We start from the raw sequence: 22252 nt of genomic DNA, 5'->3' as shown, positions 1-22252 counted from the left end.
AGCTCCATGATCGAAGATCGGTCCACGCGAGGATAGGCCCTGCACACCAATCCATCCATGCGTAGTGTTACGTTGGGAGCGATGGGTTTGGTTGGCGTGGCGCTAAGGGTTTTTGGCACCCACAAGGGGTGCCATATCAACGAAATTAAAACAACCGATCCACATAAGCCGACACACCGTCCTGGACGCTGCTAAACGGCCGGTCGTAGCCCGCCGCACGCAACTGGGTCATGTCGGCTTCGGTATGGCTTTGATAACGCCCTTTCAAATCTTCGGGAAAGGCAATGTAGCGTATCAACTTCCGATCGACCAGTTCCTGCAGCGACAGCGCAGGCTGCCCCGCCTTGACGCGCAGGCTGTTGACGACCGTTCGAGCCACATCATTGAAGGGCTGCGCGCGCCCGGTGCCGCAATTGAAAATGCCTGATTGCTCGGGGTGGTCGAGAAAATGCAGGTTCACATCCACCACATCGTCGATATACACGAAATCGCGCATCTGGCCGCCGTCGGCATAGCCGTCCCAACCGCCGAACAGGCGCACGTGCCCTTCCGCCCTGAACTGCTGCATGTTGTGAAACGCGACCGACGCCATACGCCCCTTGTGCTGTTCGTGGGCCCCATAAACATTGAAATAGCGCAAGCCCACCACAGGCGCCTTCAGTTCGGGCCAACGACGGCGCAGCACCTGATCGAACAGATATTTTGAATAACCGTACACATTCAGCGGCGACTCATTGGCGACGTTTTCCGCATAAACCGGGCCCGCCCCATACACGGCGGCCGATGAGGCATACAGGAAGGGAATCTTGTGCGCCTGACAATATTCGAACAGTTCAAGCGTAACGCGATAATTATTATCGAGCATGTACTGGCCATTGCGCTCGGTCGTGTCAGAGCAAGCCCCTTGATGGATGACCGCTTCGACCGCGCCCAACTGCCCAAGCGCCACGCGCCGGCGGAAATCGTCTTTATGCATATAGTCGGCAATATGGGCGCCGACCAGATTAATGAACTTATCGCCCTCAGTCAGATCGTCGACCACCAAAATATCGGAATAGCCGCGACGATTCAGGCCCGCCACCAGATTGCTGCCGATAAAGCCTGCACCGCCGGTCACAATAATCATGTCAGCTCTCCCGCCGTCACCACCGAAGTTCCGAGTTTTCCCACCACAATGCCGCCGGCGCGATTGGCCCACTTGACCGCATCGCCCCAATCCAGGCCGGCTGCGCGCGTCACCGCCAGCGCCGCCAATACCGTGTCGCCAGCGCCCGACACATCGAATACCTCGTGAGCCTGGGCATCGATGTGCTCGCGGCCATTTTGGGTAAACAGGGTCATGCCCTGCTCGGACCGTGTCACCAGCAGGGCTTCCAGCTCAAGCTCTGTACGCAGCGCCTGCGCGCGGCTGGCCAGTTCTTCCTCGGTCTGCCAGTGTCCTATCGCCTCTCGCATTTCGGCGCGATTGGGCGTCATCATGGTCGCGCCGAAATAGCGTTTGTACATATGCCCCTTGGGATCAACCAACACCGGCACCCCGGCGTGGCGCGCAATCCGGATCAAGGCTTCGACCTGGCCTAGCGCGCCTTTGGCGTAATCGGAAAGCACCAACATGTCGTGCTTGGCCACCAGGGCCGACAACTCGGCCTCGATGCGCGCCAGACTGGCCTTGACGGGAGTCTGTTCGAAATCGATGCGCAGCAATTGCTGCTGCCGCCCCAGCACCCGCATTTTCAGCGTGGTATGCAAGGCGGAATCCGTCACCAGCCGTGCAACGACGCCCGCCTCGCTCGAAAGCGCCTGAATCTGCTCGCCCGCCTCGTCGGCGCCCACGATGCCCAGCAGGGTCGCCCGGGCGCCCATCGCCACAATATTACGCGCCACGTTGGCCGCCCCGCCCAGCCGGTCTTCGCGCCGCGCCACCCGCACCACCGGCACCGGCGCCTCGGGCGAAATCCGCTCGACTTCGCCAAACCAGTAACGGTCCAGCATGACGTCGCCCACCACCAACACGTTCACGCGGTGAACCGCTTCCAACGGAAAAATCATGGCTTCAACTCCTCGAGACGACGAGGTTCATAGGTTTCCCAGGAATTACAACCCGGACACTGCCAGTAGAAATGACGCGCTTCAAAGCCGCACACGCGACACGAATAACGATCCAGACGCTGGGTATGCTTATGGATCAGGGAACGCAACAGACCCAGATCCGCGCCGGGCGTCACGCCTGATGCCGCGGCTGGCGTATCGCCACTGGACATCTCGGCTTCGAGCAGTCGATCCAGGCCCAGCAGCGACGGATGAGCCCGCAAGGCCTCGCGGGCAAATTCCCAGGCGGGTGAATAGCCCTGCTGCAGCCGCAGCTCGCGAAACACCACATTGAACATATCCAGCGACGGATAGCGCGCGTAGTGATTTTTGAGTAGCTCCAACCCCTGCACTTGTTGTCCCGCGGCACGGTAAAGTTCCAGAATATCGGCGGCAACCAGCCCCGCATACTCGGGCGCGGCCGTCAGCACTGATTCCAGATACATGCGCTCGCGCCCGGCGTTCTGATTCAGTTTGGCCAAACTGGCCCGCGACATGGCTATCCGGGCTTCGCAAGCCTGCCCGTTCGCCTGCCCGCGCAAAGCCCGCGCGGCATGATCGGCGGCATCGAGCGCTTCGCTGGCGGCCTGCAGGTCGGGCGGCTTGGCACTCATGGCCAATTGCGCACGTTCACACTGATAGTGCACGAGCTGCGGAACCGGCTCGTCGACCAGAGCGCGCAGGCGCTTGACCGCATCGATCGCCCGCGGCCAGTCGTGCTCGGATTCGTAAATGCGAATCAGGGCCCGTACCGCGGGAAGAGCAAAACGGGTGTCCTGCACAGTTTCGAACGCCTGTTCAGCCCGATCGAGCATCCCTGCCTTGAGAAAATCCTGAGCGATTTCGTGTTGCGCATGTTCACGATCCGCTACAGGTAAATCGGCTCGCGACAGCAGGCTTTGATGCACGCGTATGGCTCGTTCCACTTCGCCGCGGCGCCGAAACAGGCTGCCCAGCGCGAAGTGCAGTTCGGTCGTTTCAGGGTCAAGCTTGGCGACTTCGACAAAGGCATCGATTGCCTGATCGGGCTCTTCATTCAACAGGAAATTAAGCCCTTTGAAATAAGAGTCGGGCAAATTGCGCGTCTCCGACAGCATTTGCCTGACGTCCACACGCCCCGCGATCCAGCCCAAGGCAAACAGAATGGGTACGGCAATCAGCCACCACGGTTCAAAATCCACGCTTACGACCTCAGGTACAAGATTTTACAAAGGAGACAGCGGCGCCACCGTTTCCGGGGCGACAGCCTGGGTCTGGACCGCAGGGTGCGCGTACCTGTCTTGCAGACGGCGCAGATCGCGCTGCAGCTTGCGGGTTTCGCGACGCCGGCGCATCAGGGCAGGCACGGCCAGCAACAGCCCGAACAAGGCCCCCAGCACGAAAGTCACCAGCATCACGACAATAAGCGGGATGCCGGTTACCGTGTAATCTGAGTAGAAGTGGATGTCGACCGGCCCCGTGTTTTTAAGGGCAAACAACAACACCAGCACGAACACCAATAGTCGCAACACCCATACCAGGTAACGCATAGCGAGAACTCCAATAGTCCGGTGGAAACGAAAAATAAGTCACCGGTTACTTACTTAATTGTACGGGGAATCGGATCGCAAGCCTTCATATACAGGCCAGAAATCGCTGAGCGCGATAGAAAAAAAATGGCACCCACAAGGGGTGCCGCTACAAAAACGTACTGGTCGCATTAGAAAACGTACCGGTTGCGCTACATAAACGCACCGGTCGCCAATGTAGCGGCACCCCTTGTGGGTGCCATTTCCGCACTACCCTTGCATCAAACTTGCGTCGAACTGCGTCAGGTTAAAGCCAGGCTCGGCAGACTTGGTCTCTTCTTCAAAGGCGGAATCGACCCGCTCGCGCAACTCTTTACCCGCTTTGAAATGAGGCACCTGCTTGCCAGGCACCAGCACTTTCTCGCCAGATTTGGGATTACGCCCTACTCGTGGTGAACGCTCCGATAGCGAAAAGCTGCCAAAGCCGCGGATCTCGATGCGCTGACCGTTGGCCAAAGCCTGGGTCATCGCATCGAGCACCGTCTTGACGGCGTAATCGGTATCGCGCGCCGCCAATTGCGGATAGCGGCTTGCGAGTATCGCGATCAATTCGGACTTAGTCACACCGATTAACCGTCGTCGCGTTGTTGATCCAGCTTGGCCTTCAACAGAGCACCCAGATTGGTGGTGCCCGATGAAGCACTGGCGTCAGACATGCGCTGGATAGTGTCGGCGGTTTCGGCGTTATCGCGCGCCTTGATCGACAATTGAATCGAGCGCGCCTTGCGATCGATATTGACAATCATGGCTTCGACATTTTCACCGGCCTTCAGAGCCGTGGTGGCATCTTCGACGCGGCCAGCCGAGATTTCGGAAGCGCGCAAGTAGCCTTCAACGTCCAGCGACAAGGTCACAACGGCACCCTTGGCTTCGACCGATTTGATGACGCCAGGAACCACGGCGCCTTTATCGTAGGTGGCAACGAAGTTGTTGAAGGGATCACCCTCAAGCTGCTTGATGCCAAGCGAAATCCGCTCTTTATCGGTATCGATGCCCAGAACCACGGCATCGAGCTCGTCGCCCTTCTTGAAGTTGCGTACGGCCTCTTCACCGGTTTCAGTCCAGGACAGATCGGACAAGTGAACCAGCCCATCGATGCCGCCCGGCAGGCCGACAAACACACCGAAATCGGTGATCGACTTGATCGCGCCGCGAACCTTGTCGCCGCGCTTGAAGTTGATGGAGAAGTCTTCCCACGGATTGGCGCGGCACTGCTTCATGCCCAGCGAAATACGGCGGCGGTCTTCGTCGATTTCCAAGACCATGACTTCGACTTCTTCGCCCAGCGTGACAACCTTGCGGGGATCAACGTTTTTGTTGGTCCAATCCATTTCGGAAACGTGCACCAGGCCTTCAATGCCGGCTTCGACTTCAACGAACGAACCGTAGTCGGTCAGGTTGGTGACCTTACCGAACAAACGGGTGCCTTGCGGGTAGCGACGCGCCAGACCGACCCACGGGTCTTCGCCCAACTGCTTGACGCCCAGCGACACGCGGCTTTTTTCCTGGTCGAACTTGAGCACTTTGGCTTCGACTTCCTGGCCCACCTGGAGCACTTCGGAAGGATGACGCACGCGGCGCCACGCCATGTCGGTAATGTGCAGCAGACCATCGATACCGCCCAGGTCGACGAACGCACCGTAATCGGTGATGTTTTTAACGACGCCCTTGACCACGGCGCCTTCACGCAGCGTTTCGAGCAGCTTCTGACGCTCTTCGCCCATGCTGGCTTCAAGTACCGAGCGACGCGACAGCACAACGTTGTTGCGCTTGCGATCGAGCTTGATGACCTTGAACTCCATGGTTTTGCCCTCGTAGGGCGTGGTGTCCTTGACCGGGCGCAGATCGACCAGCGAGCCGGGCAGGAAAGCGCGAATGCCGTTGGTCATGACGGTCAGGCCGCCCTTGACTTTGCCGGTAATCGTGCCGGTCACCATTTCGCCGGACTCGAGCGCTTTTTCAAGCTGCAGCCAGGCCGACAGGCGTTTTGCGCGATCGCGCGACAGGATTGTGTCGCCGTAACCGTTTTCGAGCGAATCAATGGCGACAGAGACGAAATCGCCGGGCTGAACTTCAATTTCGCCCTGATCGTTCAGGAATTCTTCAAGAGGAATCAGTGCCTCGGATTTCAAGCCGGCATTGACCACGACAAAGTTATGGTCGATACGCACGACTTCTGCAGAAATGACTTCACCAGACTTCATATCCTGGTTTTTGATGCTTTCGGCAAATAAATCGGCAAAGTTCTCGCCGCCGCTGGCGGCAGTAGTTGCAATGGAAGACATTAAGTTAAATCCATGGGGCCAGGATGGCCGTTAAATATACACACCAAGGCAAAACCGCAGCCCCAGTGGAGTGGAAAGAAACCCCAAGCCTGGAAACCTTTTGGATTCCGGGCCGAAGACCTATAAACGAGACCAGTAATCAAGTACTGCATCAACCGTTGCATCGATGGTCAAATTCGATGAATCGATCGTTTTAGCGCCAGGCGCCGCAGAAAGCGGTGCGTGGATACGACTGCGATCGCGCTCGTCGCGCGCACGCATATCCTGTAAAAGGCCTGCTAGATTAGCAGAAAATCCCTTTTCCTTCAACTGCTTACAGCGTCTCTCAGCCCGTGCCTGGACACTGGCCACCAAAAAAATCTTCAAAGGGGCGTCCGGAAAGACGACCGTGCCCATATCGCGTCCATCAGCCACCAGCCCGGGCGCCCGGCGAAAGGCCCGCTGGCGCGCAAGCAAAGCCTGTCGCACCGGGCCGTAGGCCGCCACCTGCGAGGCCAGATTGCCGATCGGCTCTTCGCGTATCTGCGCCGCCACATCGCGCCCGGCCAGCCATATCCGCCCACCGTCAAAACACACGTCAAGCCGGCCGGCGATGCTCGCCACGGCCAATTCATCCGCCGGATCAATGCCGCCATCACGCACCGCGAGCGCCGTCAGGCGGTACAAAGCGCCGCTATCGAGCACCGACCAACCCAACGCCTGCCCCACTCGATGCGCAATAGTGCCCTTCCCCGACGCCGTCGGGCCATCTATGGTAATTACCGGAATCATTGAAGAATCAGCGTTATTCATGCCCGCTTCGTGCATGCATTGTTTTTGATAAACATCTTTTTAACACCTTAATACGGCAGAGATCATCGGTTGCAAATGGCCGCCACAAGGGGTGGCAGTACATAATTCAAAAATGGCAGCCACAAGGGCTGCCGCTACATGAACGACAGGCACGTTTTTGTAGCGGCAGCCCTTGTGGCTGCCATCTCACGCAATATCCAACATCTCCCACACTCCCCCTTCAACTCTGCACCAGGCGGCGAAACACGGCAAAATAATCCGGGAAGGTTTTGCCGACGCATTCCGGATCCAGAATCGTCACCGGCACAGGACTGAAAGCCGCCAGCGAAAAGCACATGGCCATGCGGTGATCGTCATAGGTCGCAATACTGGCCGCCCGCCACTGGTCCTTTGCGACCGGATGAACCCGAATCCAGTCCGGACCCGACTCGACCCGAGCCCCCAATTTGGCCAGCTCGATATGCATGGCGTGTATGCGATCGGTTTCCTTCACGCGCCAGCTGCCGATATTGCGCAAGGTGCACGGTCCGTCGGCATACAGCGCCAGCGCTGCCGCCGTCATGGCCGCGTCGGGAATCAGGTTGAAGTCGCTGTCGAAGGCGCGCAGCCGCTCGCCGCGCGCCACCTGCACGCCGCTGACTTCAATGGCTGTCGCATGGCAGGTAACGACCGCCCCCATCTCCTCGAGCGTATCGGCAAACGCCATATCGCCCTGGATGCTCTGCGAACCTACACCCTGGATGCGCACCGGGCCACCGCCAATGGCGCCCAGCGCCATGAAATAAGACGCCGAGGACGCGTCGCCCTCGATCGCCAGCGTTCCTGGCGACCGGTAAAAGGCGCCCGCTGGAATCGTGAATCGCTTCCAGCCTTCACGCTGCACCGCCACGCCAAAACGTGCCATCAGGTTCAAGGTAATGGCGATATACGGCTTCGAGATCAGCTCGCCCTCGACCTCGATCGCCACAGCCTTGTGCGCCACGCCTGCCAGTAAAGGCGCCGCCACCAGCAAGGCCGTCAGAAACTGGCTGGATACCGATCCCTTGACACGAATTGCGCCACCGCCCTTGATTGCCCCCGCGTGGATAGCCAGGGGCGGATACCCCTGCTCGCCTAAATACTGTATGTCGGCACCCAGCGCCGTCAGAGCGTCGACCAGGTCGCCGATGGGACGCTCGTGCATACGCGGCACGCCCGACAACTGATAGTCCCCCCCCATCAGCGCCAACACGGCCGTCAACGGTCGAAACGCCGTTCCCGCGTTACCCAAAAACAGCGCCGCCTGGCGCACGGCAAAAGGAGCCTCTCCACGTATTTCGACCTGAGTCGGGCCGACGCTATCGATAGAAACTCCCAATTGCCGCAAGGCTGCCAGCATTACACGAGTGTCGGCGGAATCCAGCAAGCCTTCGAGCCGGGTCGCCCCTTGGGCCAACGCCGCCAGCAGCAAGACCCGGTTCGAAATGCTTTTGGAGCCCGGCAAAATCAGCTCGCCGCGGGCCGTGCGCGCGCTCGGCAGGCGTAAGGCGGCAGCAGTCATGACAAACCGCTCCGGCCACCCCAGAAGCGGCGCGCGAGCGCAGCGCGCTCCAGAAAATCGTGCAGACCTTGACCATCCTCTTCTTGCAGCGCCTGCTCGGCCTGCAGCAACGCCGCCTTGACCTCCTGCAGCTCGGACAACACGGCCGCCCGGTTGGCCAGGAAAATATCGCGCCACATCTCGGGCGAACCTGCCGCAATCCGCGTAAAGTCGCGAAACCCGGAGCCCGCCAGACCCAGGCGCCTGTCCGAATCGGCCGCCGCCGCAACCTGACCCATGAAAACCGAGGCCAAAAAATGCGGCACATGACTGACCGACGCAAGCACCACATCGTGCGCCTCGGGCGTCATGCACATGACTCGCGCGCCGCACCCCTCCCACAAGTCGGTGAGCCTTTGCCTTGCAGCGTCGGTGTTTTCGGCCAGCGGAGTCAGGACAACGACGCGGCCCTGGTAAAGCACGGCATTGGCGGCTTCGGGGCCGGTTGCCTCGGCTCCCGCGATCGGATGCGCAGGCACGAACTGAGCAATGCGTTCGCCCAGTGCGGCGCGGGCGGCAGCCACCACGCTTGCCTTGGTGCTGCCGGTATCCGTGATCAAGGTTTCGTCGCGCAAATGGGGCTTGAGCTGTGCAAGAATCCGGCCCATGGCGCCCACGGGCGTAGCCAGTACGATCAGGTCGGCCTGTCCGGCCGCCTCTTGCAGGCTGACAGCTTCATCGATCAGGCCCATCTGGCGCGCGCGCTCTAATGTATGCGCGTGGCGCCCAACGCCCAGAACGCGCCCCACCGCGCCGCGGCTACGCAGTGCCGCCGCAAATGAGCCGCCTATGAGCCCGACTCCGATAACCGCCAGCACGCCCACCGCAGGCGAGTCCGGCATCGCACGCGCGCTACTCATCGTCCGGCGAGAACGTCGGCAAGCGCTTCAATGAAACGCGCATTTTCAGCGGGCAAGCCTACCGATACACGCAACCACTCGGGCAAGCCGTCGCCCGTTACGGGGCGCACGATCACGCCGCGCTTGAGCAGTTCGTGATGGATGCGCGCCGCATCGCCCACGCGCAACAGTACAAAATTGCCATAACTGGGAACGTACTGAAGATCCAGCCTGCCAAACGCTTCATAGAGCAATTTCTTGCCGGCGCAATTGACTTCGTAAGCCTGCTGCAAAAAGGCCTTATCCTCAAGCGCCGCCGTGGCGGCTGCTTGCGCCAGGCTATTCACATTGAAGGGCTGGCGCACGCGATTGAGCAAATCGGTAAGCCGCTCCTGCGCCATGGCGAAGCCCACTCGCAAACCGGCCAACCCGTAGGCCTTGGAAAACGTACGCGTCACAATCAGATTGGAAAACTGCCGCACCCAGCGCGAGCTGTCAAAGCGCCATTGCGGATCGAGGTATTCGTTATACGCTTCGTCCAGCACAACGGTGACGCGCTCACCGTATTGACCCTGAACCCGCGTCAAGAACGCCTCGATGGCGGCCGCGGGCAGAAACGTGCCGGTCGGATTATTGGGATTCGCAATAAATACCAGGCGAGTATCGGCGTCGACGGCGGCAAACATGGCGTCCAGGTCGTGGCCATAGTCGCGAGCGGGCACCATAACATGGCGCGCACCGCGCGCCTGCGTGGCCAGCCGGTACACCGTAAACGCATGCTGGGCATAAACACAGGCCGACCCGGGCGCCAAAAACGCCAGCGAGGCCAGCTCCAGCAAATCGTTCGAACCATTGCCCAGGGTAAGCCAGCCCGCCGGCACTTGATAGTGCCTGGCCAACGCCGCCTTCAAGTCAAAACCGTTAGGATCGGGATAGCGCGCAAGCGAGCCGCACGCAGCAAGCATGGCCTGCCGCGCCGACGCAGGCATGCCCAGCGGATTCTCGTTGGAAGCCAGCTTCACGATTTGCGCCGCATCAAGTTTGAATTCGCGGGCCAGTTCTTCAATCGGTTTGCCGGCCTGGTAAGGCGCAATATCGAGAATATAGCCAGGAACCTGAGCGCCCGCGGCGCGGCCGGTAAGATCGTTCGTCGTCATGCAAGCAAATCCTTACTGCGCCGGATAAGAACCCAGCACTTTAAAAAACGCTACCTGTTTCTTGAGCTCGGCCAGCGCCTGCGCAACCGGCGCGTCGTCGTAATGCCCCAGCAGATCTACATAAAAATAGTATTCCCATTGCCCCGTGCGGGCCGGCCGCGACTCCAGCCGAGTCATGGACACGCCATGAGCCGCCAGCGGCGCAAGCATTTCGTATACGGCACCGGCGCGATTGGGCACCGCCAGAATCACGCTGGTCTTGTCGTGTCCGGTGGCTTGCGTGGCCATGGCGCCCACGGCCAGAAAGCGAGTGCGGTTTTGCGGATCGTCCTGAATCCCCGAAGCTACCACTTGCAGATTCCACGCCTCGGCAGCCGCCGTTCCGGCAATAGCCGCCACGGCTGGGTCTTCGGCAGCCACCCGCGCGGCCTCGGCATTGCTGGAGGCCGCATCGCGCGCGAGCTCCGGGTGATTCTGGGTCAACCACGACTGACATTGCGCCAACGCCTGGGGATGCGCCATGACGCGCTTGACGCCGTCAAGGGTGCCCGATTGGGTCATCAGGCAGTGCTGGATCTTGATCGAGCGTTCCCCCAAGACCTTGAGCGGGGAATTCAGCAGCAGATCGAGCGTGCGATTCACCGCTCCTTCGGTGGAGTTTTCAACCGGCACCATCCCGGCATCGGCCTGGCCCGCCTCGACCGCGCGAAACACTTCATCAAAGGAATTACAGCGCAAGCGCTGAACCGCATGGCCGAAGTGCTCCAGCGCCGCCTGTTCGGAAAACGAACCCTGCGGTCCCAAATACGCCACGGTCAAGGTGCTTTCCAGACCGCGGCAGGTAGAGATGATCTGGCTCCAGACGGCATCGATGGCCTGATCGGTGAACGGCCCTTTATTGAGTTCTTGCAGACGGCGTATCACCATGGCTTCACGTTCAGGCTTCAGGATCGGCCCGTCCGCATCGAAGGCCTGTTTAGCCTGGCCCACCTCAAGCGCGGTGCGAGCGCGCTGATTGAGCAGATCAAGTATTTGCGCGTCCAGCGCATCGATGCGCTCGCGTAGCGGACGCAAGCGGGCTAGCAGGGAGTCATCCATGGCGCCGCTCAAACTCTTGCATAAAGGAAATCAGGGCCTGGACGCCTTCCATGGGCAAGGCGTTGTAGATGGAAGCCCGCATGCCTCCAACGCTCTTGTGCCCCTTCAACTGCATGAGCCCGGCGCTTTCGGCCTGCGCCAGAAATTCGCCATTGAGCGATTCGTCGCGCAGAAAGAACGGCGCATTCATGCGTGAGCGCACCTTGGGATGGACCCGCGCCAGATAAAAATCGGAACCATCCAGATAGGCGTACAAGGCTTGGGATTTGGCAATATTGGCCTTTTCCAGCGCGGCAACGCCGCCCTGGCGCTTTATCCACTTGAACACCAGGCCGGCGATATACATCGCATAAGTCGGCGGGGTATTGAACATGGAATTGGCGCCGTCCACATTGGCATAATCGAAAGCCGACGGACAGGCAGGCAAGGCATGGCCGATCAGGTCGCGCCGTGCCAGAACCATGGTAACGCCGGCCGGTCCGGCATTTTTTTGAGCGCCGGCATACACCAGCGCCGCCTTGGAGAAGTCGATGGGGCGCGACAGGAAATGCGACGAGGCGTCCACCACCAGAGGCACGTTGGGCACGCCCAGCGTTGCCATATCGGGCCAGGTGGCAAACTCGACCCCGCCTATGGTTTCATTGCCGCACAAATGCAGATACGCGGCATCGGCACGGATGCGCCACTGTTCGGGCTCCGGAAACCAGGTCCAGGGGTCTTGCGTCACACCGTCAATCACGGCCGCGGCGCCGCTGGACGCCGCCACCGCGGCATCGCCGTAACGCTGTGCTTCTTTATGCGATTTGTTCGACCAGATTCCCGACAACACGTAATCGGCTTTAAGCGCCCCGCCACGGCCCATCAGGTTAAGCGGCAAAATGGCATTTTCAGCCGTGGCGCCGCCTTGCATGAACATCACCGAATAATCGTCGGGCACCGCCAGCAGCTCGCGCAGATCGGCTTGCGCCTCTTGCGCAATTTGCATGAATTGTTTGCCGCGATGGCTCATCTCCATGACCGACATGCCGCAACCATGCCAATCAGTCATTTCCGCCGCAGCTTGCTGCAGCACTTCCAGCGGCAAGGCCGACGGGCCTGCCGAAAAATTCCAGGGGCGCATCAAGCATTGTCCTCCGTGTCGCCGTTGTCATCACTCGCATCGGCCGGGCCTTCATTGACCGGACCGGCTTGGTCCGCCACGGCAGATTCGTGTTCGTCGCCTTCCTCATCATCGGCATCGCTTTCGACCACGCGACGCACACCCGACAAAGTACTGTTTTCATCAACATTGATCAGGGTGACACCTTGCGTGGCGCGACCCATTTCGCGAATCTCCGACACCCGAGTGCGCACCAGCACCCCAGCCGTCGTAATCAGCATGATTTCATCATCGGGACGCACCAGCACCGCGCCCACAACGCGACCATTGCGAGCGCTGGTTTGAATCGCAATCATCCCCTTGGTACCGCGGCCGTGACGCGTGTACTCAATGATGGACGTGCGTTTGCCAAAACCGTTTTCAGTTGCGGTCAGCACGCTCTGGCTTTCGTCTCCGGCCACCAGCATGGCAATGACGGCCTGGCCCTCTTCGAGGCTCATGCCGCGCACGCCGCGAGCCGTGCGCCCCATGGGTCGTACATCGTTTTCGTCGAAGCGCACCGCCTTGCCCGAGTCGGAGAACAGCATCACATCGTGCTGCCCATCGGTCACATCGGCACCAATCAGGAAATCGGCCTCATCGAGCGCGACCGCAATAATCCCCGCCTTGCGTGGATTGGAAAAATCCGACAACGGCGTCTTTTTGACCGTCCCGCGCGAAGTGGCCATGAAAACGAAACGGTTGTCGCTGAATTCCTTGACCGCCAGCACCACCGTGATTTTCTCGCCGTCGATCAGCGGGAACATGTTGACGATCGGCCGGCCGCGCGAACCACGCGTACCTTGCGGCACTTCCCACACCTTGAGCCAATACACCCGGCCGCGATCCGAGAAGCACAAGAGGAAATCGTGCGTGTTCGCAATGAACAGCTGGTCGACCCAATCGTTTTCCTTCATGGCGGTGGCCTGCTTGCCGCGCCCGCCGCGTTTTTGCGCACGGTACTCCGACAAGGGCTGGCTCTTGATATAGCCGCTTTGCGATAGGGTCACCACCATGTCCATGGGGGTAATCAGATCTTCGGTATCGAGCTCGGTCGCATTGTGCTCAATCTGCGAGCGCCGGACGTCTTTCACGTTGGTGGAAAACTCGGCCTTTATCGCCACCAGTTCGTCGCTGATAATGGTGGTAATGCGTTCGGGACGCGCCAGAATATCGAGCAGGTCGGCAATGGTGGCCATCACCTCTTTATATTCGCCGACAATCTTGTCCTGCTCCAGCCCCGTCAGGCGCTGCAGCCGCATATTCAGGATTTCCTGCGCCTGGGTATCGCTCAAACGATACAGCCCGTCTTCCTGCAGGCCAAATCCGTCAGGCAGGTTTTCGGGGCGATAGGCGGCATGGCCGCCGGGAGTATTGCCGTCGTCGGCGCGCAACAACATTTCGCGCACCAGCGACGAGTCCCAACTGCGGGCGACCAAGTCCTGGCGCGCCACCGGCGGCGTGGGCGCCGCCTTGATGATAGCGATAAAGTCGTCGATATTGGCCAAAGCCACCGCCAGGCCTTCGAGCACGTGGCCGCGCTCCCGAGCCTTGCGCAACTGATGCACCGTACGGCGCGTGACAACTTCGCGGCGATGCGACAGGAAATAGGTGACCATCTGCTTAAGATTAAGCAGACGCGGCTGGCCATCGACCAGGGCCACCATGTTCATGCCGAACGTATCCTGCAACTGCGTGTTTTTATACAGATTGTTCAGGATCACTTCGGGGACTTCGCCGCGCTTGAGTTCGATAACGAGGCGCATGCCGTCCTTATCGGATTCGTCGCGTATGTCGGAGATGCCTTCGATTTTCTTTTCGTTGACCAGCTCGGCAATGCGTTCCTGCAACGACTTCTTGTTGACCTGGTAGGGAATCTCGTCAACGATAATGGCGTGGCGGTGACCCTTTTCCATGTCCTCGAAATGCGTTTTGGCACGCATGATGACCCGGCCCCGGCCCGTGCGATAACCTTCGCGCACGCCCGACATCCCATAGATAATGCCGCCGGTAGGAAAGTCCGGCGCCGGAATCAGCTCAATCAGCTCATCCACGGTGCACTCCGGGTTGCGCAGGCAATACAGACAGCCGTCAATCACCTCGGACAAGTTGTGCGGCGGAATATTGGTGGCCATCCCTACCGCAATTCCCGAGCTGCCATTGACCAACAAGTTGGGCAGGCGCGAGGGCAAAAGCAGGGGTTCCTGTTCGCTGCCGTCGTAGTTCGGGCCAAAATCGACCGTTTCCTGATCGATATCGGCCAAAAGCTCATGAGCAATCTTGGACAGACGGATTTCGGTGTAACGCATGGCCGCCGGATTGTCGCCGTCGATCGAGCCGAAGTTACCCTGCCCGTCGACCAGCATGTAACGCAGCGAAAAATCCTGCGCCATGCGCACAATCGTGTCATAAACCGCCGAATCGCCATGCGGATGATATTTACCGATGACGTCACCGACGATACGCGCTGATTTTTTGTAAGCCCGGTTCCAGTCGTTATTCAGCTCGTGCATGGCGAACAACACCCGCCGATGGACGGGTTTGAGGCCATCGCGAACGTCTGGTAAAGCGCGCCCCACGATAACGCTCATGGCGTAATCGAGGTAACTGCGGCGCATTTCCTCTTCCAATGAAATTGGAAGGGTCTCCTTGGCGAAGGAATCCATAGATTGTCTACAACATGAAATCGTGAAGGTAGGCCGATGTCGGGCGAATGGGAAATTCTATCACTTCCACCCATCGTGCCTCCCCGCGGCTTACGTGGGTAGCGTCTGGTGTCCTTGTGATAAATGGCACCCACAAGGGGTGCCGCTACAAATACATACCCGTAAGTCTGTAGTGGCAGCCCTTGTGGCTGCCAAATCAGCGAATCATGTAACGCCACCCTGTAGCGCCACCCCTTGTGGGTGGCAAAATCCTGATAATCAAGACAATACATGCATGCCGTTCAGTCATGTAACAGGAATGCGGCCACTGAGCCGAGCCAGGCAGCGACATGAACGTTTTCAACAACTGACACGTTTTACGGCGACGGGTACTTTTCGCAATGACAACCCTGGCAGACACCGCCGACAAACCCTTGTAGACATCACCGCAAAATGCCACACACGCACGCTGCGACCGGCGCTCGCATCCGTCAACATCCTGCATCGGGGCGCGTTCCCCTTAGCCTCTTAAGAAAGCACTTTAACCCTGGTCTCTTGTTGCCAAAAACCAACAATAATGGGCGAGAACGCGTGGAAATCCGAATATATGGGCCCAATGCGCAAAACACACTTAACTAATCACACAGAAATGCCGTAAGATTCGCCCTAACACGCATGAAACCCAGCACAATTTTTTAAATGCCTTCACAGCGTTGCTATACTGGCTACGTTTTCTTGATATGCGGCGGGGGTTCGCTGCGGTCACTTACCAGCATTAAGCTCAACGAGGAGAAATATGAACAAACCCTCCAAACTCGCACTAGCGCTTGCCCTTGCAGCCGTTTCGGTTTCTGGTGCAGTATCCGCGCAAACAGTCGATAATTGGCGTAATCCGTTCGGCGACGTATGGAAAAACGGCACCAGAGAATTGTGCTGGCGCGACAATTTCTGGACACCAGCCACCGGCATCGCTGGTTGTGATGGTGTTGCAACGGTTGCCCAGGCTCCCGTGGCAGCTCCCACCTCGACCAAAGTTGTCCTGAACGCTGACGCCTTCTTCGACTTCGACAAAGCCACGCTGAAACCGGCTGGCCGTCAAATGCTTGACCAAGTGGCTTCGCAAGCCAGCTCGATCAACCTCGAAACGCTCATCGCCACGGGCTACACCGATTCGATCGGTACCGTTGCATACAACTTGAAACTTTCGCAACGTCGTGCCAACGCTGTCAAGACTTACCTGATCAGCAAAGGCGTTGACGCCAACCACATCTACGCCGAAGGTAAAGGCAAATCGAATCCTGTTGCCAGCAACAAGACTCGTGAAGGCCGCGCTAAAAACCGTCGCGTCGAGATTGAAATCGTCGGTACCCGCAAATAGTCATACCGTTTGCGATAACCGCTACAATAAAGGCCCCGCCCAGCGGGGCCTTTATTCATTCTGGTGCTTACAAATCATGTCCGTTGCACACCCCCCCCCCTCTTCCCAAGCCCCGAATGTCGATCAGGCCGAAATCGACAAATTCAGCGCTTTGGCGGCGCACTGGTGGGATCCCGAAAGCGAATTCAAGCCGCTGCATGCCATCAACCCTTTGCGATTGAACTGGATACAGGAACAGCTGGGTTCGCTGGCCGGTAAAAAAGTGGTCGACGTCGGTTGCGGCGGCGGCATACTGGCCGAAAGCATGGCGGTGGCAGGCGCCGAGGTCACGGGCATCGACCTGGCCGAAAAATCGCTTAAGGTCGCCAAACTGCATGGGCTCGAATCCGGCGTGGCCATTCATTACCAAGCCATTAGCGCGGAACAACTCGCCCATGAACAAGCGGGCCAATTCGATGTCGTTACATGCATGGAAATGCTCGAGCACGTTCCCGATCCGGCCTCCATCATCCGTGCGTGCGCGCAACTCGCCAAACCGGATGGCTGGGTATTCTTCTCTACGCTCAACCGCAATCCCAAATCTTTTTTATTCGCCATCATCGGCGCCGAATACCTGCTGCACCTGCTGCCGCGGGGCACACACAGCTACGAAAATTTTATCAAACCCAGCGAACTCGCCGCCTCGGCGCGCCAGGCCGGACTGGGCGTCGTAGATCTAGCCGGCATGGAATACAACCCCGTGACCGATCACTACAAACTCTCGCGCAACACCTCGGTCAACTATCTGGTCGCCACCCGCCGCCAAGGATAGAAACACCGCAGGTTCTCCAGGAAGCTTCAATGAAGAAACTCGTTTTATTTGATTTTGACGGCACGCTTGCCGATACCGCCCCCGATCTGGCCGTGGCGGCCAACAAACAGCGCACCCGTCAGGGGCTGGACCCCTTACCTTACGAAGTTTTCCGGCCCATGGCCTCGCAGGGCGCCCGCGGCCTGCTCAAGGCCGGCCTGAACATCAACCCCGACCACCCCGATTACGAACGCCATCGCCTGCAGTTCCTGGACGACTACGAACAGGATATGACGTCTCTGACCCAATTGTTTACCGGAATCCAGGGGCTGCTGAACACCCTGAAGCAAAATGGCTATGCCTGGGGCATTGTCACCAACAAAGCGAAATATCTGGCGACTCCGCTGGTAGCCCATCTGGGCCTGGAAAAGGACTGCGCCATTACAGTGGGCGGCGACACGACCAGCCATACCAAACCCCACCCGGCGCCGTTGCTGTATGCCGCCGAACAAACCGGCTACGCGCCCGAACAATGCGTTTATGTAGGCGACGATGAACGCGACATCATTGCCGGCCGCGCAGCCGGCATGCGAACCATTGCAGCCGCCTATGGGTATTGCGGCGACAATCTGGCCGTGTCCTCGTGGAACGCCGACGAAATCGCGCAAACCCCGCAAGATATCTGGCCAGCCATACAGCGATTGAGCACGGTGGGTCAAACCGCGTAGGGGCGGTCGGTTCATTCGTTGAAATGGCAGCCACGAGGGCTGCCACTACAAAAACATGATCGTGAATTCCGTAGCGCCACCCCTCGTGGGTGGCAGATTCTTGGCAGCCACAAGGGCTGCCGCCACATTAGCGACAGTCCGTCCATATCAACGATTTGGCACCTACAAGGGCTGCCGCCACAGCATGGGATGGCGCCCACGAGTAACGCCACTACAAATACGGTTAGCCACCGAGTTAGCCACCGATCGAGCGTCGTGGGCGGTTAAGGCGGGGCGGGCGATTCGGGCACGCCGCGCGCAGGGCCGGCTTCGGGGATCCAAGGCGTGCGCTGTTCGAGTGGGACGATTGCGAATAGCCCGGGGGGCTATTCGCCCCACGAGTTCGCACGCCGCCCCGAAGCCGGCCCTGCGCGCGGGAAGTTCTGGCGCAGCCAGAACCGTGACCGTCAGAGCCCGATCCGCCTTAAGCGGCCACGATGCGGGGCTAGAAGGTTTTAAGCAAGATAGGGCGACACAAAAAAAGAATGTCACGTGCAGCGAATGCCACCCACAAGGGGTGGCGCTACGGGTGGCGCCACGGGTGACGCTACGAGCCTTAAACCAGGGCGACTTCGCGAACCTTGGCGGCCAGCTCCTTGTAGCCTTCCTGATCCACCGCGCGCGCGTTGGTGACCAGCAAATCGATGCGACCAGCCGTACAGTAGCTGATGCGGCTGCGCAGGCCGATTTTGCTATAGTCGGCCAGAATCACCGTTTTCTTGGCGTTTTTCACCATGGCCTGCGCAATGGCGGCCTCTTCCGGATCGTAGCTCGTGGCCCCATAGGTAGCGTCGACAGCCACCGGCGAGAGCACGGCCATATCCACACAATAACGGCCGATCTCGGACACGGTTGCCGCGCCCGACGTGGCCGCTATCCGGCTGCTTAAGTCGCCACCCAGCACAATCACCCGATTGCCCGGCGTGGCCTGCCCGGCGTTAAAACCCAAAGCCACGTCAAACGAATTGGTGACAATGACCAGGTCGGACAACTGCGATAGTTCTTTAGCCAGTAGCGTGGTCGTACTGCCCGCATCGAGAAATAGCGTTAGAGTGCGATCAATCCGCTGGGCCACCGCGCGGGCGATAGCCTGTTTGAATTTGACGCGCGTCGTAATCCGCTTATCGATGGATGGTTCGGAGGAAATACGGATCGCCCCGCCATGCACCCGTTTCAACACGCCCAGCGCCTCGAGTTCGAGCAGGTCGCGGCGCACGGTTTCGCGCGATACGTCCAGCTCTTCAACAATTTGTTCGGTGGTAACCCGATCGAGCCGATCCAACAAAGATTGAATTCTTTGATGCCGCGCTTCAAGCCACATTCAACTGCCCTCCATACTCATTCTGGGCGTCACGCGCGACAGAAATAGTTTCATCATCAACAAGGCCAAGGCCACGACCAGCATGATGATGGTTGAAAATGCCGCGGCCTGGGAAACGAAACCCGCCTCATTCAAATGCATCACCGACACCGCCGCCAGATCCAGCTGCGGGGTCACGAGGAAAATAACGGCCGACAAGGTCACCATTGAACGCATAAAAAGAAAAAAGAAAACCGACAGCACGGTGGGCGCGAGAAACGGCAGTACCGCATCGGTCAGGATGCGACGCATGCTCCCGCCCAGACAACTGATCGCCTCTTCCAGCGCCTGGGGCACGGCGCGCATGCCAGTCATCATGGTCAGAAAGCCCTGCGTATGATAGTGATAGAAATTGCACAGGGCAATCAGCACGGCCGTGCCATACAGCAAGGATAAAGGCGTACTGGGGTCATTGAACGCAAAGATATACGACAGGCCCAGAACCAGGCCGGGCACGCCCACCGGCAAAACGGCCAGCAAATAAACGGCTTTGGCCAAGCGCCCCTGCATATGCTTGGTGCCGAAGGCCAGCGCAAAAAGCATCAGCACGCCGATCGCCGCGGCGATCACCGACACATACAAACTGGTCCAGATCGGTTGATAGCCATTGCTGATATTCACGTTGAAATTATTCAATGTGAGGCTCATGTTGTAGGGCCAGAGTTTGACGAAGCTGGCAAACACCACCACAACAATAATGGCCAGAATGCAAAACATAATGAAGTAGCCAAATCCGGCAAATAGCGCATCGCGCCACGCAACAGGCTCGGCGCTGACAGGAATGCGCCCTTCCGATACCGTGCCATATTGTTTTTGCGACGAGACGCGCTCGATGTACACCGACACGAGCGACGGCAGCAGCAAAATAATGCCGACGACCGAACCCATGCCGAAGTCCATCTGCCCCGACACCTGGCTGAATATTTCGGTGGCCAGGACGCGATAATCGCCGGCGATGACCGCCGCGTTGCCGAAGTCGGTGATGGTAATGGTAAAGACCACAAACGCGGCGCTCAGCAAACCAAATTTGGCGTTAGGCAAGGTAATGTCGAAAAACTTGCGCCAGCCCGTGGCCCCCATGACCGACGCCGCATCATAGTAGCGCGCGTCTGAATTGCGCAGCGCCACCTGGATGATCATCACCGCCTGGGGCAAGGCATAAAAAATATCGGACAGCAGCAAGCCCGAATAACCGTAAACATTGACCTCCCAGCCCGTCCATTGATGCACCAGGCCATTGCGCCCCAATATGAACAGCAGGCCCAGGCCCTGCACCAAAGAAGGTGCCAGCAAAGGCAGCAACAAGACACTGCGCAAGGCGCGTTTGCCGCGCATGCAGGTACGCTCGAGCGCATAGGCAATCCCGAAGCCTGCGACCACGCACGCCACCGTAGTGCTGAGGCTGACCACCAGGCTGTTCCACCCGGCCTTCAATAACCCGGGGGTCGACGAAATCGCCGCGTAATTGCCCAAGCCCACGCCGCCCTCTTTCAGCGTAAAGCTTTGCCAGACAATCATCGACAAAGGGTAAGCCAGAAACAGCACCAACCCCAGCGTTGGAAACGCCACGCACGCGGCCACCAGCCACTGTTCGGCGGTGCGCGGGACAAAGCGCTTCATACACGCACCCAACTGCAATCCGCCGGACTCAGCAATAAACGTACCGAAGAGCCTGTCTGCAGGCCGGCCAGGCGTGAGGCCTCGACCGTAAACCGATGCCCGCGCCACTCCACCTGCACGCGGCTGAGGTTGCCCAGAAACGTCATCGATGCAATGACCGCATCGGACCGCCCATAGGCCTGGATGCCTATGTTTTCGGGACGTATGCAGACCTCGAACGCGGCATCGTCGCCCGCCGGACGATGCGCCATCAAGTCAGGCAAATTGGCCCTGACCCAGGCCGTGGGCAAGAGATTGCTGACCCCCACAAAGTCGGCCACGAATCGGGTCTGGGGGCGTAAATAAAGATCTTGCGGTGTGCCTACCTGCTCGATGCAGCCATTATTCATGCACACGATTTTGTCGGCCAGCATCAGGGCTTCTTCCTGATCGTGCGTCACCATGATGGTAGGGATTTTCAGGCGCCGTTGCACATCGCGTATTTCCACCCGCATCTCATTGCGGACTCGGGCGTCCAGCGCCGATAAGGGCTCGTCGAGCAAAATCAATTTCGGGTCAACGGCCAGCGCCCGCGCCAGGGCCACCCGTTGTTGCTGGCCGCCCGATAGCTGCCAGGGAAACCGCTCGGCCAGATGCGGCATTTTGACCAGCTGCAGCAAGGCCTCTACGCGCGCCTGGATTCGCGCGCCGGACTCGCCCCGGATCTTCAGGCCATACCCGACATTTTCAGCCGCGGTCATGTTGGGAAACAGGGAATACGACTGGAACACGATGCCAAAGCCCCGTTCGCGAGCCGGCACCGCGCTCAGGTCTCGCCCCGCAAACATCAACTTGCCGCTGGCCAGGCTTAGCAAGCCCGCGATAATACGCAACAACGTCGTTTTGCCGCAGCCGCTCGGACCCAGGAGGCACACGAATTCGTGTTCGCCCACCGATAAATTGATATCGTTGAGCGCGACAAAATTGTCGAACTGCTTGCAGACGTTGGAAATTTCTAAACTCATACCGTACCCAGCATTTTTCAGGTTCGCGTGGTTAGTTGTTGATGGCAGCCACAAGGGCTGCCGCTACATCGCAGCGCCGCCGGATTCGCCGTCAGGAAGAGGTGGCACCCACAAGGGGTGCCGCTACATCTGCGTTATGTCTGC

Annotated in this window: 19 protein-coding genes; 3 read left to right on the top strand and 16 right to left on the bottom strand. The window is 59.1% G+C overall.

The features are described 5' to 3' along the window. Positions 1-145 precede the first annotated feature (145 nt). The 13 genes from rfaD to gyrA form a co-directional block, all read right to left on the bottom strand. Entirely contained in the window at positions 146-1126 is a 981-nt protein-coding gene (gene rfaD, locus EDC26_RS11380) for an ADP-glyceromanno-heptose 6-epimerase (protein WP_132582635.1), read from the bottom strand. Beyond that, on the bottom strand, positions 1123-2049 hold the full coding sequence (gene rfaE1, locus EDC26_RS11375; RefSeq protein ID WP_132582633.1) for a D-glycero-beta-D-manno-heptose-7-phosphate kinase: 927 nt from the start codon (positions 2047-2049) through the stop codon (positions 1123-1125). Before rfaE1 ends, rfaD begins: the two co-directional genes overlap by 4 nt. Continuing rightward, positions 2046-3269 (bottom strand): lipopolysaccharide assembly protein LapB, encoded by a 1224-nt coding sequence (lapB, locus tag EDC26_RS11370; protein ID WP_132582631.1) that lies wholly within the window; start codon positions 3267-3269, stop codon positions 2046-2048. Before lapB ends, rfaE1 begins: the two co-directional genes overlap by 4 nt. A gap of 24 nt (positions 3270-3293) precedes the next feature. Beyond that, a complete protein-coding gene (locus tag EDC26_RS11365; RefSeq protein ID WP_132582629.1) occupies positions 3294-3617 on the bottom strand; it encodes a lipopolysaccharide assembly protein LapA domain-containing protein in 324 nt (107 codons plus the stop codon). A gap of 249 nt (positions 3618-3866) precedes the next feature. Beyond that, on the bottom strand, positions 3867-4220 hold the full coding sequence (locus EDC26_RS11360) for an integration host factor subunit beta (protein WP_132582627.1): 354 nt from the start codon (positions 4218-4220) through the stop codon (positions 3867-3869). 5 nt (positions 4221-4225) lie between these two features. Then, positions 4226-5941, bottom strand: coding sequence for a 30S ribosomal protein S1 (rpsA, locus tag EDC26_RS11355; protein ID WP_132582624.1), 1716 nt, complete (start codon positions 5939-5941; stop codon positions 4226-4228). 120 nt (positions 5942-6061) lie between these two features. Beyond that, positions 6062-6733, bottom strand: coding sequence for a (d)CMP kinase (cmk, locus tag EDC26_RS11350; protein WP_132582622.1), 672 nt, complete (start codon positions 6731-6733; stop codon positions 6062-6064). A gap of 220 nt (positions 6734-6953) precedes the next feature. Then, positions 6954-8273: a 3-phosphoshikimate 1-carboxyvinyltransferase gene (gene aroA, locus EDC26_RS11345; protein WP_132582620.1), complete on the bottom strand. Its 1320-nt coding sequence runs from the start codon at positions 8271-8273 to the stop codon at positions 6954-6956. Then, positions 8270-9172: a prephenate dehydrogenase gene (locus EDC26_RS11340; RefSeq protein WP_132582618.1), complete on the bottom strand. Its 903-nt coding sequence runs from the start codon at positions 9170-9172 to the stop codon at positions 8270-8272. Before EDC26_RS11340 ends, aroA begins: the two co-directional genes overlap by 4 nt. Beyond that, the gene (gene hisC, locus EDC26_RS11335; RefSeq protein WP_165931003.1) at positions 9169-10308 is read right to left on the bottom strand and encodes a histidinol-phosphate transaminase; all 1140 of its coding nucleotides are present in this window, start codon (positions 10306-10308) and stop codon (positions 9169-9171) included. Before hisC ends, EDC26_RS11340 begins: the two co-directional genes overlap by 4 nt. Before the next feature lie 12 nt (positions 10309-10320). Beyond that, positions 10321-11406 carry a prephenate dehydratase gene (pheA, locus tag EDC26_RS11330; protein WP_132582616.1) on the bottom strand — a complete coding sequence of 362 codons (1086 nt, stop codon included), beginning with the start codon at positions 11404-11406 and terminating at the stop codon, positions 10321-10323. Continuing rightward, entirely contained in the window at positions 11399-12526 is a 1128-nt protein-coding gene (serC, locus tag EDC26_RS11325) for a 3-phosphoserine/phosphohydroxythreonine transaminase (RefSeq protein ID WP_132582614.1), read from the bottom strand. Before serC ends, pheA begins: the two co-directional genes overlap by 8 nt. Then, positions 12526-15210 (bottom strand): DNA gyrase subunit A, encoded by a 2685-nt coding sequence (gene gyrA / locus EDC26_RS11320; RefSeq protein WP_243700883.1) that lies wholly within the window; start codon positions 15208-15210, stop codon positions 12526-12528. The genes serC and gyrA overlap by 1 nt, the downstream gene beginning before the upstream one ends. Before the next feature lie 775 nt (positions 15211-15985). Between gyrA and ompA the strand changes: the two genes are divergently transcribed. From ompA to EDC26_RS11305, 3 genes are all read left to right on the top strand, one after another. After that, positions 15986-16567, top strand: a complete 582-nt coding sequence (ompA, locus tag EDC26_RS11315) for an outer membrane protein OmpA (protein WP_132582612.1) — start codon at positions 15986-15988, stop codon at positions 16565-16567. Between the two features lie 76 nt (positions 16568-16643). Next, entirely contained in the window at positions 16644-17378 is a 735-nt protein-coding gene (gene ubiG / locus EDC26_RS11310; protein ID WP_132582610.1) for a bifunctional 2-polyprenyl-6-hydroxyphenol methylase/3-demethylubiquinol 3-O-methyltransferase UbiG, read from the top strand. A gap of 29 nt (positions 17379-17407) precedes the next feature. Further along, the gene (locus EDC26_RS11305) at positions 17408-18085 is read left to right on the top strand and encodes an HAD family hydrolase (RefSeq protein ID WP_132582608.1); all 678 of its coding nucleotides are present in this window, start codon (positions 17408-17410) and stop codon (positions 18083-18085) included. 595 nt (positions 18086-18680) lie between these two features. On the opposite strand, the gene EDC26_RS11300 is transcribed toward EDC26_RS11305, so the two are convergent. From EDC26_RS11300 to EDC26_RS11290, 3 genes are read right to left on the bottom strand one after another with little or no spacing between them, the layout of a single operon-like run. After that, positions 18681-19445: a DeoR/GlpR family DNA-binding transcription regulator gene (locus EDC26_RS11300; protein WP_132582606.1), complete on the bottom strand. Its 765-nt coding sequence runs from the start codon at positions 19443-19445 to the stop codon at positions 18681-18683. Beyond that, positions 19446-21104 (bottom strand): ABC transporter permease subunit, encoded by a 1659-nt coding sequence (locus EDC26_RS11295; protein ID WP_132582604.1) that lies wholly within the window; start codon positions 21102-21104, stop codon positions 19446-19448. Next, on the bottom strand, positions 21101-22108 hold the full coding sequence (locus tag EDC26_RS11290; protein WP_132582602.1) for an ABC transporter ATP-binding protein: 1008 nt from the start codon (positions 22106-22108) through the stop codon (positions 21101-21103). Before EDC26_RS11290 ends, EDC26_RS11295 begins: the two co-directional genes overlap by 4 nt. Between the last annotated feature and the right edge of the window lie 144 nt (positions 22109-22252).

This window comes from Paralcaligenes ureilyticus, from assembly GCF_004346225.1.
GTDB classification, from domain to species: domain Bacteria; phylum Pseudomonadota; class Gammaproteobacteria; order Burkholderiales; family Burkholderiaceae_B; genus Paralcaligenes; species Paralcaligenes ureilyticus.
Note: the sequence above shows the minus strand (reverse complement) of the source record. Positions and strands in the feature narration are given on the sequence as shown.

What these genes read in the sequence shown, in the direction of transcription:
- rfaD (WP_132582635.1), bottom strand. Translation starts at nt 1,126, where the DNA reads ATGATTATTGTGACCGGCGGTGCAGGCTTTATCGGCAGCAATCTGGTG.
- rfaE1 (WP_132582633.1), bottom strand. Translation starts at nt 2,049, where the DNA reads ATGATTTTTCCGTTGGAAGCGGTTCACCGCGTGAACGTGTTGGTGGTG.
- EDC26_RS11365 (WP_132582629.1), bottom strand. Translation starts at nt 3,617, where the DNA reads ATGCGTTACCTGGTATGGGTGTTGCGACTATTGGTGTTCGTGCTGGTG.
- rpsA (WP_132582624.1), bottom strand. Translation starts at nt 5,941, where the DNA reads ATGTCTTCCATTGCAACTACTGCCGCCAGCGGCGGCGAGAACTTTGCC.
- cmk (WP_132582622.1), bottom strand. Translation starts at nt 6,733, where the DNA reads ATGAATAACGCTGATTCTTCAATGATTCCGGTAATTACCATAGATGGC.
- aroA (WP_132582620.1), bottom strand. Translation starts at nt 8,273, where the DNA reads ATGACTGCTGCCGCCTTACGCCTGCCGAGCGCGCGCACGGCCCGCGGC.
- EDC26_RS11340 (WP_132582618.1), bottom strand. Translation starts at nt 9,172, where the DNA reads ATGAGTAGCGCGCGTGCGATGCCGGACTCGCCTGCGGTGGGCGTGCTG.
- hisC (WP_165931003.1), bottom strand. Translation starts at nt 10,308, where the DNA reads ATGACGACGAACGATCTTACCGGCCGCGCCGCGGGCGCTCAGGTTCCT.
- pheA (WP_132582616.1), bottom strand. Translation starts at nt 11,406, where the DNA reads ATGGATGACTCCCTGCTAGCCCGCTTGCGTCCGCTACGCGAGCGCATC.
- serC (WP_132582614.1), bottom strand. Translation starts at nt 12,526, where the DNA reads ATGCGCCCCTGGAATTTTTCGGCAGGCCCGTCGGCCTTGCCGCTGGAA.
- gyrA (WP_243700883.1), bottom strand. Translation starts at nt 15,210, where the DNA reads ATGGATTCCTTCGCCAAGGAGACCCTTCCAATTTCATTGGAAGAGGAA.
- ompA (WP_132582612.1), top strand. Translation starts at nt 15,986, where the DNA reads ATGAACAAACCCTCCAAACTCGCACTAGCGCTTGCCCTTGCAGCCGTT.
- ubiG (WP_132582610.1), top strand. Translation starts at nt 16,644, where the DNA reads ATGTCCGTTGCACACCCCCCCCCCTCTTCCCAAGCCCCGAATGTCGAT.
- EDC26_RS11305 (WP_132582608.1), top strand. Translation starts at nt 17,408, where the DNA reads ATGAAGAAACTCGTTTTATTTGATTTTGACGGCACGCTTGCCGATACC.
- EDC26_RS11300 (WP_132582606.1), bottom strand. Translation starts at nt 19,445, where the DNA reads ATGTGGCTTGAAGCGCGGCATCAAAGAATTCAATCTTTGTTGGATCGG.
- EDC26_RS11295 (WP_132582604.1), bottom strand. Translation starts at nt 21,104, where the DNA reads ATGAAGCGCTTTGTCCCGCGCACCGCCGAACAGTGGCTGGTGGCCGCG.
- EDC26_RS11290 (WP_132582602.1), bottom strand. Translation starts at nt 22,108, where the DNA reads ATGAGTTTAGAAATTTCCAACGTCTGCAAGCAGTTCGACAATTTTGTC.